The sequence below is a fragment of the Pseudooceanicola aestuariicola genome, from assembly GCF_045763785.1.
In the GTDB taxonomy this organism is placed as follows: domain Bacteria; phylum Pseudomonadota; class Alphaproteobacteria; order Rhodobacterales; family Rhodobacteraceae; genus Pseudooceanicola.
Genome location: NZ_JBJGSF010000009.1, coordinates 52,935 through 67,496 on the forward strand (window position 1 = coordinate 52,935; position 14,562 = coordinate 67,496).

General features: G+C 61.7%; 15 protein-coding genes. 8 read left to right on the forward strand and 7 right to left on the reverse strand.

The window, feature by feature from the left end:
* Window positions 1-117 precede the first annotated feature (117 nt).
* Together speB and ACI3GR_RS18620 are read right to left on the reverse strand one after the other, a co-directional pair.
* Window positions 118-1,077, reverse strand: a complete 960-nt coding sequence (gene speB / locus ACI3GR_RS18615) for an agmatinase (RefSeq protein ID WP_407496592.1) — start codon at window positions 1,075-1,077, stop codon at window positions 118-120.
* A 3-nt stretch (window positions 1,078-1,080) separates the two neighbouring features.
* A complete protein-coding gene (locus ACI3GR_RS18620) occupies window positions 1,081-2,241 on the reverse strand; it encodes a M20 aminoacylase family protein (RefSeq protein WP_407496594.1) in 1,161 nt (386 codons plus the stop codon).
* 64 nt (window positions 2,242-2,305) lie between these two features.
* Here ACI3GR_RS18620 and mazG point away from each other — a divergent pair, with 64 nt between their 5' ends.
* Together mazG and ACI3GR_RS18630 are read left to right on the forward strand one after the other, a co-directional pair.
* Window positions 2,306-3,154, forward strand: a complete 849-nt coding sequence (mazG, locus tag ACI3GR_RS18625; RefSeq protein WP_407496596.1) for a nucleoside triphosphate pyrophosphohydrolase — start codon at window positions 2,306-2,308, stop codon at window positions 3,152-3,154.
* 73 nt (window positions 3,155-3,227) lie between these two features.
* Window positions 3,228-4,238: a Fe(3+) ABC transporter substrate-binding protein gene (locus ACI3GR_RS18630; RefSeq protein WP_407496598.1), complete on the forward strand. Its 1,011-nt coding sequence runs from the start codon at window positions 3,228-3,230 to the stop codon at window positions 4,236-4,238.
* A 46-nt stretch (window positions 4,239-4,284) separates the two neighbouring features.
* Here the strand turns inward: ACI3GR_RS18630 and ACI3GR_RS18635 are convergent, their stop codons facing one another.
* The gene (locus tag ACI3GR_RS18635; RefSeq protein ID WP_407496599.1) at window positions 4,285-5,136 is read right to left on the reverse strand and encodes a hypothetical protein; all 852 of its coding nucleotides are present in this window, start codon (window positions 5,134-5,136) and stop codon (window positions 4,285-4,287) included.
* A gap of 105 nt (window positions 5,137-5,241) precedes the next feature.
* Here ACI3GR_RS18635 and ACI3GR_RS18640 point away from each other — a divergent pair, with 105 nt between their 5' ends.
* From ACI3GR_RS18640 to ACI3GR_RS18650, 3 genes are read left to right on the forward strand one after another with little or no spacing between them, the layout of a single operon-like run.
* On the forward strand, window positions 5,242-6,180 hold the full coding sequence (locus ACI3GR_RS18640) for a nucleoside hydrolase (protein ID WP_407496601.1): 939 nt from the start codon (window positions 5,242-5,244) through the stop codon (window positions 6,178-6,180).
* The gene (locus ACI3GR_RS18645) at window positions 6,177-6,623 is read left to right on the forward strand and encodes a GNAT family N-acetyltransferase (RefSeq protein ID WP_407496602.1); all 447 of its coding nucleotides are present in this window, start codon (window positions 6,177-6,179) and stop codon (window positions 6,621-6,623) included. Before ACI3GR_RS18640 ends, ACI3GR_RS18645 begins: the two co-directional genes overlap by 4 nt.
* A gap of 39 nt (window positions 6,624-6,662) precedes the next feature.
* A complete protein-coding gene (locus ACI3GR_RS18650; RefSeq protein ID WP_407496603.1) occupies window positions 6,663-8,069 on the forward strand; it encodes a protein adenylyltransferase SelO in 1,407 nt (468 codons plus the stop codon).
* A 143-nt stretch (window positions 8,070-8,212) separates the two neighbouring features.
* On the opposite strand, the gene ACI3GR_RS18655 is transcribed toward ACI3GR_RS18650, so the two are convergent.
* Entirely contained in the window at window positions 8,213-9,103 is an 891-nt protein-coding gene (locus ACI3GR_RS18655; protein ID WP_407496604.1) for a DMT family transporter, read from the reverse strand.
* 40 nt (window positions 9,104-9,143) lie between these two features.
* Window positions 9,144-9,815, reverse strand: coding sequence for a DUF2238 domain-containing protein (locus ACI3GR_RS18660; protein ID WP_407496606.1), 672 nt, complete (start codon window positions 9,813-9,815; stop codon window positions 9,144-9,146).
* A gap of 30 nt (window positions 9,816-9,845) precedes the next feature.
* Here ACI3GR_RS18660 and ACI3GR_RS18665 point away from each other — a divergent pair, with 30 nt between their 5' ends.
* The 3 genes from ACI3GR_RS18665 (at window position 9,846) to ACI3GR_RS18675 (ending at window position 12,611) form a co-directional block, all read left to right on the forward strand.
* Window positions 9,846-10,565 carry an endonuclease/exonuclease/phosphatase family protein gene (locus ACI3GR_RS18665; protein ID WP_407496607.1) on the forward strand — a complete coding sequence of 240 codons (720 nt, stop codon included), beginning with the start codon at window positions 9,846-9,848 and terminating at the stop codon, window positions 10,563-10,565.
* Window positions 10,566-10,771: 206 nt separating this feature from the next.
* Entirely contained in the window at window positions 10,772-12,142 is a 1,371-nt protein-coding gene (locus tag ACI3GR_RS18670; RefSeq protein ID WP_407496608.1) for a M20/M25/M40 family metallo-hydrolase, read from the forward strand.
* 61 nt (window positions 12,143-12,203) lie between these two features.
* Window positions 12,204-12,611 (forward strand): hypothetical protein, encoded by a 408-nt coding sequence (locus ACI3GR_RS18675; RefSeq protein WP_407496610.1) that lies wholly within the window; start codon window positions 12,204-12,206, stop codon window positions 12,609-12,611.
* Window positions 12,612-12,614: 3 nt separating this feature from the next.
* On the opposite strand, the gene ACI3GR_RS18680 is transcribed toward ACI3GR_RS18675, so the two are convergent.
* Together ACI3GR_RS18680 and ACI3GR_RS18685 are read right to left on the reverse strand one after the other, a co-directional pair.
* Window positions 12,615-13,493 carry a glycosyltransferase family 2 protein gene (locus tag ACI3GR_RS18680; protein WP_407496612.1) on the reverse strand — a complete coding sequence of 293 codons (879 nt, stop codon included), beginning with the start codon at window positions 13,491-13,493 and terminating at the stop codon, window positions 12,615-12,617.
* A gap of 77 nt (window positions 13,494-13,570) precedes the next feature.
* Window positions 13,571-14,365 carry a CatB-related O-acetyltransferase gene (locus ACI3GR_RS18685; protein WP_407496614.1) on the reverse strand — a complete coding sequence of 265 codons (795 nt, stop codon included), beginning with the start codon at window positions 14,363-14,365 and terminating at the stop codon, window positions 13,571-13,573.
* Window positions 14,366-14,562: the final 197 nt, after the last annotated feature.

Sequence of the window (14,562 nt, forward strand, 5' to 3'; positions counted from 1 at the left end):
AAGAGAGCGCGACCCAACGCCGCCACGGAAATCCCCGCCACATCCTGACGCATCCTGTACGCGGGCCCGCATCTTCTTTGGTCCTGAAAATATCCCCGCCGGAGGCAGTCCAGTGGCTTACCGCCGGGTCCACCCCCAAAGGCAGGCAATCTCCATAGCCACATGCGCCCCTGCGACTGCGGTGATATTGCCGTGATCGAAGGGGGGCGACACCTCGACCACGTCCCCGCCGGTCAGGTTGACCCCCGCGATGCCGCGCAGGATCGCTGCCGCCTGCGCCGAACTCAGCCCACCCCAAACGGGCGTGCCGGTGCCGGGGGCAAACGCCGGGTCCAGACAGTCGATGTCAAAGGTCAGATAGGCCTGCGCATCGCCCACGATCCCGCGTACCTTCTCGGCCACCGCCTCCGTGCCGGTGCGATGCACCTCGGCCGCGTCGATCACATGGATGCCGCAGTGGTCGTCACAGACCGTGCGGATGCCGATCTGGACCGATCGGTCCACGTCGATCAGGCCCAGCTTGGCGGCCTTGTAGACAAAGGTTCCGTGGTCGATCCGCTCCATATCGTCGTCCTGCCAGGTATCGGAATGCGCATCGAACTGGATCAGCGCCAGTGGCCCATATTTCTCTACATGCGCCTTCAGGATCGGCAGGGTGATGAAGTGATCGCCGCCAAGCGTGATCGTGCCCACATCCTGCGCCAGCATCCCCGCGATATGCGCCTGAAGCGCATCGGGAAATTCCCACACCTTGGCATAATCGAAGGCCAGATCACCGTAATCCGCCACCGCGAATTCCGACAAAGGATCAAAACCCCAGCCGTAGGGCGGATCATAAGGCTGCAGGGTCGAGGCCTCTCGGATCGCCCTGGGCCCGAACCGCGTCCCAGTCCGGTTCGTCACCGCCTGATCGAAGGGCACGCCCGTGACTGCCAGATCGAAGCCACGCAGATCCTTGGTATATTTCCGCCGCAGAAAGGACGTGGCCCCGGCAAAGGCGTTCTCATAGCTCAACCCGCGCAAGTCATCGCGGGTAAACGCATCGTCGATCTTGGTTTTAGCGTCTTCTAGGGCCATGGGTTACCTCAGTGGTTGCGCGCGTTCGACCAGACGCACGAAGTAGGACGCGCCGATGGGGGCGACGTCGTCGTTGAAATCATATTCGGGCTGATGCAGGCCAGCGCTGTCTTCGCCCTGCCCCAGCATCATGAAGGCCCCGGGCCTCGCCTGAAGCATGTAGGAAAAATCTTCGGCGCCCATCTCGCGCCCTTCCTGATAAATCACCTGATCCGACACGTCGCGCGCCACCTCGGCCGCGAATTCGGACTTGGCGATATCATTCACGGTCGCGGGGTAATGCCGATCATACTCCAGCCGTGCTTCAACCCCGAAAGCCGCCGCTTGGCCCGCGACGATCTCGGTCAAACGCCCTTCGACCTGATCCTGCACCTTGGGATCAAAGGTCCGCACGGTGCCGTTGATATAGGCCTTGTCGGCGATCACATTCTCGGCCGATCCGGCGTGGATTTGCGTGACCGACACCACAAGCTCGTCCCGCGCATAGATGTTGCGCGACACGATGGTGTTGATCGCCTGAACCATGGCCACGGCACAGACAATCGGATCGCGGGTTTCGTGAGGGTTCGCAGCGTGACCGCCTATCCCCTTGATATGAATATGGAACGTGTCGACCGCGGCGAGCACGGGGCCCGGCCCCGTCATAAACATCCCCGCCGGAAAGCCCGGCACATTGTGGATGGCATAGACCTGTTCGATCCCGAACCGATCCATGATGCCTTCGTCGACCATGACACCGCCGCCGCCGCCATCCTCTTCGGCGGGCTGAAAGATCAAGGCCACGGTGCCGCTGAAATTCCGCGTCTCGGCCAGATACTTTGCCGCCCCCAGCAGCATCGTCGTATGTCCGTCATGCCCACAGGCGTGCATCTTGCCCGGGATGGTCGAGGCATGGTCCGCCCCCGTCGCTTCTTCGATTGGCAACGCGTCCATATCGGCGCGCAAGCCAATGACCCCGCCGTCGCCCTTCCCTTTAATCAACGCCACCAGCCCGGTCTTGGCGATGCCTTCGTGAATCTCGTCCACGCCGAATTCCCGCAACCGTTCCGCCACAAAGGCCGCGGTCTGATAACAGTCGAACCCAAGCTCGGGATGCTGGTGCAGATGACGCCGCCAGCCGACCATGTCGTCAGCGAAACCGGCGATACGATTGATAACGGGCATTGACTGGACTCCTGTGTCGGCACTGGCCACCTTGGCACCAAATCGCAAAGTGACGAGACCCGCAATGCCCGACACCGCAAAGACAGACACCGCAAAGACCGATCCGATCCACGATGTCCCCAAGGGCATGGACCAATTGCTGGCCATCATGCGCCGCCTGCGCGATCCCGACACGGGCTGCCCGTGGGATGTGGAACAGACCTACGCCACCATCGCGCCCTACACGATCGAAGAAGCTTATGAAGTGGCTGATGCGATTGAACGTGGCGCGATGGATGAGTTACGCGGAGAGTTGGGGGACCTCCTGCTTCAGGTCGTCTTTCATAGCCAAATGGCTGAAGAAGAGGGACATTTCAGCTTTTCTGATGTGGCAGACGAAGTTGCCTCAAAGATGATCAGCCGCCATCCGCATGTGTTCGGCGATGAAAGCCGGGACAAATCCGCCGATCAACAGACCCGCGACTGGGAAAAGGTAAAGGCCGCGGAACGCGCGGCCAAAGGGGCGACCGGCGTGTTGGACGACGTGGCCGTCGGCCTGCCCGCCCTGTTGCGCGCGGTCAAACTGCAAAAACGCGCCGCGCGGGTCGGGTTCGACTGGCCGTCGACCGATCAGGTTCTGGCGAAAATGCAGGAAGAAGCCGCCGAGTTGATCGAGGCCAAGGACCAGCTAGGCCCGGAAGAAGTCGTCGAAGAAATGGGCGATTTGCTGTTCGTCATGGCCAACCTTGCGCGTCACATGGGCGTCGACCCAGAAGCCGCGCTGCGCGGTGCCAATGCGAAATTCACGCGCCGCTTTAGGCGGATCGAAGATGCGCTGGCCCAACAGGCCAAGACGCCAGCGGATAGCAATCTGGAAGAAATGGACGCTCTGTGGGATGCGGCAAAGGCCGAAGAAAAATCCCGACTAAAATAATCTGGAATTGACCTAAGCGAAAGACTCAGGTTTAAGCGACCTCGAACAGCGACTCATAACGAACGAGGATTTCATGCTATCGCTCCGTACCTCTGCCCTTGCTGGCGCAATCGCCCTGACGGCCCTGCCCGCCGCCGCGCAAGAGGTTAACCTCTATTCCTACCGCCAGCCCGAACTGCTGGCCCCCCTGACCGACGCCTTCACCGAAGAAACCGGCATCAAGGTCAACGTCGCGCATCTGGACAAAGGCATGGTCGAACGCCTTCAGGCCGAGGGCGACCGCTCTCCGGCCGATCTGGTGTTCACCGTTGATATCTCTCGCCTTTCCGCGGTGGTTGAGGCCGGCCTGACCCAGCCCGTCACCTCTGACGTGTTGACGGAAAACGTCCCCTCTGCCTACCACGACCCCGATGGTCACTGGTGGGGCCTGACGACCCGCGCGCGGATCGTCTATGCCTCCAAGGATCGCGTCGCCGATGGCGAAGTCACCACCTACGAAGACCTTGCCGACCCCAAGTGGAAAGACCGCATCTGCATCCGGTCCGGCACCAACGCCTATAACGTGGCGCTGGTCGCGGCGATGATCCATCACCATGGCGAAGAAGAAGCCAAGACTTGGCTGGAAGGCGTGAAATCCAACCTCGCCCGCAAGCCTCAGGGCAATGACCGCGCACAGGTCAAGGCGATCTGGGCCGGTGAATGCGACATCTCGGTCGGCAACACATATTACATGGGCAAGATGCTGGAAGATGAAGAGCAGAAGGAATGGGCCGACAGCGTCCGCATCGTTTTCCCGACGTTCGAAAATGGCGGCGCACACGTCAACATCTCGGGCGTGGCGATGACCAAGGCCGCGCCGAACAAGGAAAACGCGCTGAAGCTGATGGAATTCCTCGTGTCGCCGAAGGCGCAGGAAATCTATGCAGCGGCGAACTATGAATACCCCATCGCACCGGGCACCGAGGCGATCGACCTTGTCAAAGGCTGGGGAGAGTTCACCGCGGACGATACCAACCTGATGGATCTGGCGAACCTGCGCCCGCAGGCCCTGAACCTGATCCAAGACGTTGACTTCGACGGCTGATCCAAGCTGACAATCGACTCTTAAAACGGGCCGTAATGGCCCGTTTTTATTTTTGAAATTCTACACCGGACATTTGCGCCAGATCTTCCAAATCCTGCGCATAGCGATCCACCAGCATTTGTCGCGCATCATCAGGAAAAGCCGCGAAACCCAGCCGTTCTTTCTGGTTGGCGTGGTCCGCGATGACGGCCTGCCAATCCTTGCGGCGTAACTCTCGCCCCTCTGCATAGATTTGCTGCAACGCGATCAACCCCGCATCGGTCGCCGACAGGTTGACCAGCCGCTGCGGTTCCTCCCACGACTGCGCGGCCATTTCGGGCACAAGCCGTTGGAAAAGCTCGGCGTTGCTGCCCCGGTTGGCATAGCTCAGCACTACGACCTCGGCCTGATCGAAGACGTCGCGCAAGGCCGACACCACATGCGGCCAGCCACCCTGCAGCCCTAGAAACCCGTCGATGAACGTGTCGAATGGCGGCACGGGATTGTCTTCGGCCCATTTGCGATAGCCGGACACGAACAACTCATCATAGGGCCGCACGACGTACAGCACGCGGGCGACAGGTCCCGGCAAGGCATCGCGCAGCATCTTCAGCCGACGCCGGATACCGGGAAAGAACTCGCCCTTGAAGAATGGGCGCATAGAGCCGGGGATATTCTCTTCGCTTAGGATCAACGCCTGTGCCTCGGGCGTCTGAATCTCGGCCAGATGGTTTTGCAGATAATCCCCCGGCCCGGGCAACCGCAGCCGCAGCCGCCCCCCCGGGATGTCGTCGCGACCGGGATAGGCAAGATCATAGCCCGCGGCCCGGATCGCGGGGCTGTTGGCCGACAGAAACATCTGAAAAGACGAGGTTCCCGTCCGATGTGCGCCTGCGTGAAGATAAACTGCTTTTGCCATTGATCCGACCATGCACCGTTGCGCAAACCCGCGCAATCTGCATATGCCCATGGACATCCCCCGCGGCCCGCGCCACGCTTGGCAGACACAGATAACAGGACGCAAATGCCCCGCAAAATCATCATCGATACGGACCCCGGTCAGGACGACGCCGTCGCCATCCTTCTGGCGCTTGCCAGCCCAGATGAGATCGAGGTGCTGGGCATCACAGCCGTCGCCGGGAACGTGCCCCTGGCGCTGACCTCCAAGAACGCACGCATCATCTGCGAACTGGCGGGCAAGACGGATGTGAAGGTCTTTGCGGGCTGCGATCGCCCCATGGCCAAAGAGCTGGTGACGGCAGAACACGTCCACGGCCAGACCGGGCTGAACGGCCCGAAACTGCCCGACCCAACCATGCCCCTGCAGGACCAGCAAGGCGTCGATTTCATCATCGACACGCTCCGCGCGGAACCCGCCGGGACCGTCACGCTGTGCCCCCTTGGGCCGCTGACCAACATTGCTACGGCGTTCGAACGCGCGCCCGACATCGTTGAAAAGGTGCAGGAAATCGTCCTGATGGGTGGCGCGTATTTCGAGGTCGGCAATATCACCCCGGCGGCCGAGTTCAACATCTACGTCGATCCCGAAGCCGCCGACATCGTCTTTAAATCCGGCGTACCAATCGTGGTCATGTCACTGGACATCACGCACAAGTCGCTGGTCACTCCCGCCCGCAATGACGCCTTCCGCGCCCTTGGGACAAAGGTAGGCGTCGCGGTGGCCGAGATGACGGATTTCTTTGAACGCTTCGACAAAGAGAAATACGGCAGCGAAGGCGCCCCCCTGCACGACCCCTGCGTCACGGCCTATCTGATCCGGCCCGACCTCTTCTCGGGCCGCCACATCAACGTCGAGATCGAGGTCCAGTCCCCCCTAACCCGCGGCATGACCGTCGCGGATTGGTGGGGCGTCACCGATCGCAAACCCAATGCCCTGTTCATGGGCACCATCGACGATCAGGGCTATTTCGACCTGCTGACAGAAAGATTGGCCCGCCTGTGACCGCGCTGCACCTCGCCTCTGCCACGGACCTGCCGCGTCTCCTGCCGCTGGTGTCCGCGTTTCATGCCGAATACGGGCTGAAGATCGACGACGATCACCGCACACAGGCGCTGACCCCGCTGCTCGAGGGCTCTCCATACGGGGCCGTCTGGATCATGGGCCCGACCATCGCCCCCATTGGTTATGTCATCATCACCTTCGGCTGGTCTGTCGAATTTGGCGGGATGGAAGGCTTTGTCGATGAAATCTATGTCCGCCCCGCCGTGCGGGGCCGCGGCATCGCGACCGAGGTGCTAGAGCAATTGCCCAAGGTTCTGGCAGACTCAGGCATGCGCGCCCTGCATATGGAGGTGGATCGGGAGGATGAGAAAACCCAGATGATCTATCGACGTCAGGGGTTCAAACCGCGCGATCGCTATATGCTGATGACACAGCAGATGTGACCACTGGACGCGGGCGCGGATCGTGCCTACCTCTGCCCCATGACCCTGCGCATCCCCTTCGACAACAGCTACGCCCGCCTGCCGGACGCCCTGTTCACCCGCGTCGCCCCCACGCCCGTCACCTCGCCGACCTTGCTGGCCTGGAACGCCCCTTTGGCAGAAGAGCTTGGAATTACCGGTGACCCCGACGCCGCAACATTTGCCGGCAACACAATTCCCGACGGCGCCGACCCGCTGGCCATGGCCTATGCCGGGCACCAGTTTGGCGGCTTCTCTCCGTCTCTCGGCGATGGCCGCGCGATCCTGCTGGGCGAGGTCATCGACCGTCAGGGCATCCGCCGCGACATTCAGCTGAAAGGATCGGGCCGCACCCCCTATTCCCGCAACGGCGATGGCCGCGCATGGATGGGCCCCGTCCTGCGCGAATTCGTGGTCAGTGAAGCGATGCACGCCCTTGGCATCCCCACCACCCGCGCCTTGGCCGCCGTTCGCACAGGCGACACTATCCAGCGCGAAACCGCCCTGCCGGGCGCGGTGCTGACGCGCACCGCCTCCAGCCACCTGCGCGTGGGCCATTTCGAATATTTCGCGGCGCGGGGCGACAAAGCCTCCTTACAGGCGCTTTACGACTACGCGGTGGATCGTCACGATCCGCAGGCCAAGGACCCGCTGATGTTCCTCAAGGGTGTCATCGCACGGCAGGCCAAGCTGGTGGCACACTGGATGGGTGTGGGCTTCATCCATGGCGTGATGAACACCGATAACACGTCGATTTCCGGTGAAACCATCGACTACGGCCCCTGTGCCTTTATGGACGCCTACCACCCGCAAACGGTCTACAGCTCGATCGACCAATATGGGCGCTATGCCTATGACAACCAACCGCAAATTCTGCCGTGGAACATGGCAAAACTCGGCTCGGCCCTGCTGGCGCTATTGCCAGATCCCGAGGCCGCAATTCCCGATTTCACCGCCGCGGTCCACGCCATGCCCGACCTGATCGACGCCGAATGGCTGGCGGTCTTTGCGGCGAAAATCGGTATTTCTGCCCCCCGGACCGAGGATCGCGCGCTGATCTCGGACCTGCTGTCGCTGATGCAGGCCGGAAACTCAGATTTCACCAATACGTTCCATGCCTTGCTCACGGACAATGCCCGCGACCAGATCGCGGACCGAGAGGCCTTTACCGACTGGACCCTGCGCTGGCACGACCGACTGGCCAGCGAACCCGACGCCCATGCTTTGATGGGGCGTACCAACCCCGCCGTCATCCCGCGCAACCATCTGGTGGAAGAGATGATCCAGGCCGCCGTCGCGGGCGACATGGGCCCATTCGAAACCCTCCGCCACGCGCTCTCCACCCCGTTCGAAACACCGGAAGACGCGCGCCTTATCACCCCTCCGACAAAAGATCAGGAAGTCACCGCAACCTTCTGCGGCACCTGACTTTTCCCATCCTCTTGCGGAAAATATGCTGCGGGCGTGTGGGGGTGCAAAACCCCCACTTATGTCTCGGGTGTGGGGGTGCAAAACCCCACGTCTGTCGCGGGTGTGGGGGCAAAACCGCGGTCCAGTCAGCCGACTGGCTGTTACCCCGCCTTGCGGTTGATCAGCACGATGCCCAAAGACACCAGCGCCAGCGAGACCAGCACCGACAGGTGCAAGGCCTCGCCCAACAGCGCCCAGCCCATGAACACGGCCAGAACCGGCGTCAGGAAGGAAAAGCTTGCGATGGTCGAGGCCGGATAGGTCTTCATCAGGTAAAACCAGCCCAGAAACCCAAAGCTCGCCACAAGGAAGACCTGATATCCCATCAGCCAGACATGCTCGACCCCGAAATCGCGAACCAAGGGTCCGAACAGCGGCGCGACCAGTAACAGGGCCACGGCCGAAAAGGACAATTGCCACAGCTGCTGCGCCTCTGGCGGCGCCTCGGAAATCCGGGTGATCCGAACGGTCAGCGCAATGGCCGCCCAGCCAATGGCCCCCATCCACGCCAGCAGATCACCGGCTAAGGACGCTTGTCCACCGGACCGATCCGACAACACGATGATCACCCCGACAAAGGCGCAGATCAGCCCGACGACCTTGACGGGCGTCAGGCGCTCTCCGGGGATCAGGAAATGCGCAGCAAGGCTCAGATGCATCGGCATCGTGTAGAATATGATCGATGCGCGCGCCACGGTCGTCATGTCCAAGGCATTGTAAAGCCCGATAAATTCCAGCGTGAAGGCGGTGCCCATAATCAGCCCCGGCCCCATGTCGCGCCGCAGGTTGCCAAAGCCGATCCGCCGCCAGCGCATCCAGATCAGGATCACCAGACAGGCAAACAAGGACCGCAGCCCCGCCTGAAACACAGGGCTTAACCCGGTCGAGGTCAGCTTCATCACGATCTGGTTGCCCGCAAGCACCACCACGAACAGCGTCATCGCCGCGCTGCCCGCGACATCCAGTTGGTCTTTTCTTATCGCTTGGCTCATGGCCGGCATCCAGACGCCGACCATACGGTGGCGTCAATCGCTATTTGCGCCATTTGCGAAAGAACCGGGGATTGCGCGAAACGAAATCGTTGATCACACCGCTAAGGCCCCCCTCGGCCCGCCCGCGCAGATAGGCATAGCCCGACCCCGCCCCAATCAGCGCCCCGATCATGTCGACGATCAGGTCTCCCATCGTGTCGCGAAGACCCGATTTCTGCATGTTAAACCCAAAAAGCTCATCCATCGTGAACTCGAACACCTCCCACATCGCGCCGATGGCCAGCGCAAAGCAAAAGGCAAAGAACGCCACCGCCGAAGGTGGCGCGGCGAACCTGTCGCCCTGAAACATCATGAAGACCAGCACGAACCCGATAAGCCCAAACCCGATGGCCGACCCGCCGTGCATGGCGATGTCCCACCACCAGAACCGATTGTAGAAATCCGCCACTTCGCCCAGGAATATCGTCCCGCCCACGAAGGCCACGACCGCCAGCATAAAGCTTGGCGGCACCCGTATCCCCGCCCAGCGCGCCACGTAGACGGGCAGCATCGACAGCCCCAGAGTCACCAGCGCCACGAATGCCAGCGAATAGCGCGCGGTAATCACCGCCTCGATCGCGGCGGCGACAAGTGCCAGCCAAATAATCAGCGTCAGGGTGGATTGATCTTTGTACACTGCGCTGCCTTCGTCGCCAGAACCTTTGCCTTTCATCTTGGACCATTCGCGCCAATTATCCACCCTATGCCGACGCCTTCGCTAACAATCGTGACGTATAACCTGCAGAAATGCGTCGGCATGGACCTGCGCCGCGATCCCGGCCGCACGCTCGAGGTCCTGTCGGAGACCGGCGCGGACATCGCCGTGCTGCAAGAGGTCGACAAACGCCTCCCCCCGCGCCCCACCGCCCTGCCACGCGACATGATCCGGGCCGAGGGCTGGACGCTGCTGCCTTTCGGCCCCTCGGGCATCGTGGGGCCATCCATCGGCTGGCACGGGAACACCATGCTGATCCGCCCACATCTGGCTCCGGTGCGCACCCATTACATCCCCCTGCCGGGACTGGAACCTCGCGGCGCCATTCTGGCAGAGCTGACCACGCCAATTGGAAACCTGCGCATCATCGGCGCGCACCTAGGCCTGCGCCGCCGCGACCGGATCGCGCAGGTCCACGCAATCGCCGCCTACCTTGGCACACAGCCCAAGATGCCGACGGCTCTTGCCGGGGACATCAACGAATGGCGCAGCCTTGCCCCGCTGGATCATGCTTTACCGGGCCTCAGCTTTCTGGACAGCCCCGCCACCTTCCCGGCGCTTCGCCCCCTGGGCGCATTGGATCGGTTTGCGCTGTCGGACGACCTGATGGCGCTTCGCCCCCCAGCGCCTCACCTCGCGCAGCCCGCGCGCATCGCGTCGGACCACTTGCCCCTGACGGTGACTATCGCCCGGCGCGACGGGTCTTAATGGGCCTCCCGGCCCATGCCTCCGGCGGGGATATTTGCCTGACCCAAGAAGCAAAGCCAAAGAAGCAGAGCGCAAGTCCCCCTTTCTTCTGGTTGATAAATACCCTCGGGGGAGTCCGCAGGACGGGGGCAGAGCCCCCTTTGCAGGGCTGACACTGGACACCGCATCCGGCGCTGATAGGGTCGCCTCAACAGATAGGAGTTCCCATGACACTCGACGCCGTTCTTTCCCGCATCGACACCGACCTAGACGCCGCCACTGAGCGGCTTTTGGATCTGCTGCGTATCCAGTCGATTTCGACCGATCCCGATTTCAAGGCAGACTGTGGCCGCGCCGCCGACTGGCTGGTCGATGACCTTCGCTCGCTCGGGGCGACGGCCGAAAAGCGTCCCACGCCGGGTCATCCGATGGTCGTGGGCCATATCGGCGAAGGCAGCCCGCATCTGCTGTTCTACGGTCACTATGACGTGCAGCCGGTCGATCCGCTGGACCTGTGGGATCGCGATCCCTTTGATCCGCAGGTCGAAGACACACCGAACGGTAAGGTGATCCGGGGGCGCGGTGCGTCGGACGACAAGGGGCAGCTGATGACCTTTGTCGAAGCCTGCCGTGCCTGGATCGCGGAAAACGGCAGCCTACCCTGCAAGATCACCTTCTTCTTTGAGGGCGAGGAGGAATCGGGTTCCCCATCGCTGATCCCCTTCATGAAGGACAACGCGGATGAGTTGAAAACCGATATTGCCTTGATCTGCGACACCGGTCTGTTCGGAGACGAAACGCCCGCCATCGTCACCATGCTGCGCGGCCTGCTGGGCGAAGAGCTGACGATCACCGGCCCCAGCAAGGACCTGCATTCGGGCATGTACGGTGGCGTATCGATGAACCCTATCCGCGTGCTGTCCAAGATCATCGCGGGCCTGCACGACAGCACAGGCCGGGTCACCGTGCCGGGCTTCTACGATGGCGTGCCAGAGCTGTCGGACGAGATCCGGGCCCAGTGGCAGGGTCTGGGGTTCGATCACGGCGCCTTTTTGGGTGAGGTCGGCCTGTCGGCCCCTGCCGGTGAACAGGATCGCACGCCGTTGGAAATGATCTGGTCCCGCCCAACCTGCGAGGTCAACGGCATCTCGGGCGGCTATACCGGCAAGGGGTTCAAGACCGTGCTGCCGTCGAAGGCCAGCGCCAAGATCAGCTTCCGCCTAGTGGGCCAGCAGGACCCCCATGCCATTCGCGAAAGCTTCCGGTCCTACGTCGAAGCCCAGCTGCCCGAGGATTGCAGCGTCGAATGGCATGGTCACGGCGCAAGTCAGGCCAGCCAGATGGAAATCGACCACCCCGCATTCGAGGCCGCCCGCAAGGCGCTGTCTGACGAATGGCCCCAGCCTGCGGCCTATGTGGGCTGTGGCGGGTCGATCCCGATCGCGGGACATTTCAAATCGATCCTCGACACCGATGCCATGCTGATCGGCTTTGGCAAGGACGACGACCAAATCCATTCGCCCAACGAAAAATATGACCTCAGTTCGTTTCACCGCGGTATTCGCAGCTGGGCGCGCATTCTTGACGCTTTAAGCTAAGCGCGATGGAAAGGGCATGGTAAGCTTTCTCTGATCTGGTCGTTCAGGAGGAGGAGCCGCCATGACCCTAGATATCGAAGCAGAAATCGCCGCCCGCATTGCCGCGATGGAGGATGAGCCGCAGGCGTCTGCCGAACCGACACAGGTCCGGCGCGAAATCCTTGTGATTGAGGATCAGCTGCATACCACGGCCGCCGAATCCAGCAGCCGCCTGCGCAGCCTTAGCCAGATCGAAGTGACGGGCATTCCCAGCCCGTCCTCGACCGTAACGCGGGGCATCATACGCTTTCGCCCCTCTGCCGATCTGAAGCCGCCCTATTACAAGGACGCGGACAAGACGATCCGCCTGTGGCTGGACATCGCGCACCGCGACCACGTGCTCTATCAGCTAAGCCACCGAAAACGGTTTCTATGGATCGGCTATTGGCCGGGCGATTATGTCTATGCCGATCTGCACACGCGCCCCTAAGGGTCAGAAGACGCCAAAGAACCGGTCCGGCAGTTCGAACTGCAGGTCTGTCTCGGGCCGATCGAATTCATAGAACCCTGTATCGCCGCGCGGACGGAAGGTATCGGCCATCACCTGCCGGTAGGGCGCCATGTCAAAGCCGTCGGCCATAGGCAACGCTGCGAAGGCATCAAAAGCCGCGCGGTCATCGCCGCGCGCCTCGGCAAACCAATGGCGGCCGATCTGCGCGTCCTTGGGCGTATCGACGTTCACAGCCGCCGTCACCGCGTTACGGCGGTCCATGGCCTGCTGATAGGCCGCAAAGTCGCAGAACTTCAGGTGGAACAGGTACAGATCGTCGGGCGCATTCAGCTGATCGTATTGCGTGTAATGTCCGCCACGCGAAATCTTGACCCCGGTCGACACGATACAGGGCTTGGAATAATGCGGGGCCAGCCGCACGTGGCGGCGCGGGCCCAGCACATGCTCTTGGATCGGGTCAGGCTCTACATCCAGCCGGTGAACGACCTCCAGCCCCAAGGGCGTGAAGACCCGGTTGGTGCGCCGCTTTTGCAGAAACGTCAGCAAGTCCTTGCCAGAGGCCGGATCGACCACCACCAATTCGTCCACATCGCCGACGATCACATGGTCATAATAGCTGCGCAGCCCCTGTACGATCCCGTTCAGCAACCGCCAGCGTTTCGCGTCAAAGTTCTTGTGCGGATCACCGGGGATGCCGATCACGTTCGCCTCGGCGGCCATATCAGCCACGACCTCTCCGCGTCCGTGGTTGATCACATAGCAGTTTTCGTGGCCCAGCAGCTCACCGTAGTAATCCAGCCAAATCCGCAGGAAAAATTCGTCATCGCGCACCATGGTGACGGCACAGGCGGTGGATTGCATCGATCAGGCCTCTTTCTGCGGCTGCCCTTCGGCGGCTTTTGACCCGTAATAGCCTGTTTCGGCCCACGGGAGAATCGTTAATGCCCCAGCCGGACCAGTAGCGGCGTGTCATCCACCACATGCGGGCGCAGCAGGTCGCGGTGCTTTTCAATCGCCTCACATAGCTGGACGGGATCATGCATCGGCAGCTCCAGCAGGTCTTCCAATTCGTAATCCCACCAGCGACTGGCCTGAAGCGCATCACAGATTTCATCCGGGAAACGCTTGCGGATCACGCGCGCCGGGTTACCGCCAACGATTGTGTAGGGTGCCACATCCTTGGTCACCATGGCCCCGCCCGCAATCACGGCACCATCGCCAATGGTGATCCCACCACGCAGCACCGCCCCTTCGCCGATCCAGACGTCATGGCCGATCACCAGATCGGCGCGCTGCGGCTGTGGCGTGGGCACGGCCTTGATGATCCGGGGACGTTCGCCTGTTTCAAACTCTCGCAGGCTGGCGTAGGCGTCAAAGAACTCTCGGTCAGGGTTAAAGAACACCGACGATGAGGAAGCGGCGTCGATCGGGTGGCGATAGCCGACGAACTTGATGTCGGTTGCGATCGAACAATAGCGCCCGATCCGCGTGTTGTAGGGAAAGGCCGAGGCGACCTCGGAAAACGACCCGACCGAAGGAATCGTGTCCCCGTCGGCGATGGTGCAGAACGGTTCAACCACGGCGTCGTCGGTCATGGCGACCATCTGCCCGATCTTCCAGCGGCGGGGATAGGCACCAACATGCTTCTTACCGCGCATCCCAGTGCGCTTTTGAAACACGGCCATTGCTTCCAGCTTGGCGTGAAACTGCTCTGTCACTTTGACCCGGGGCATGGCAGACCCTTAGTATTTGCCTGTTTTTGCACGCTATTGCCGAAAATAAAGGCATGTATATGGCGCGGCGCAAGGAATTTTTGCGGACCACATCGGCGCGAATAACAAACATCAGGGAAAAGTGGCGCGGTTGACGGGGCTCGAACCCGCGACCCCCGGCGTGACAGGCCGGTACTCTAACCAACTGAGCTACAACC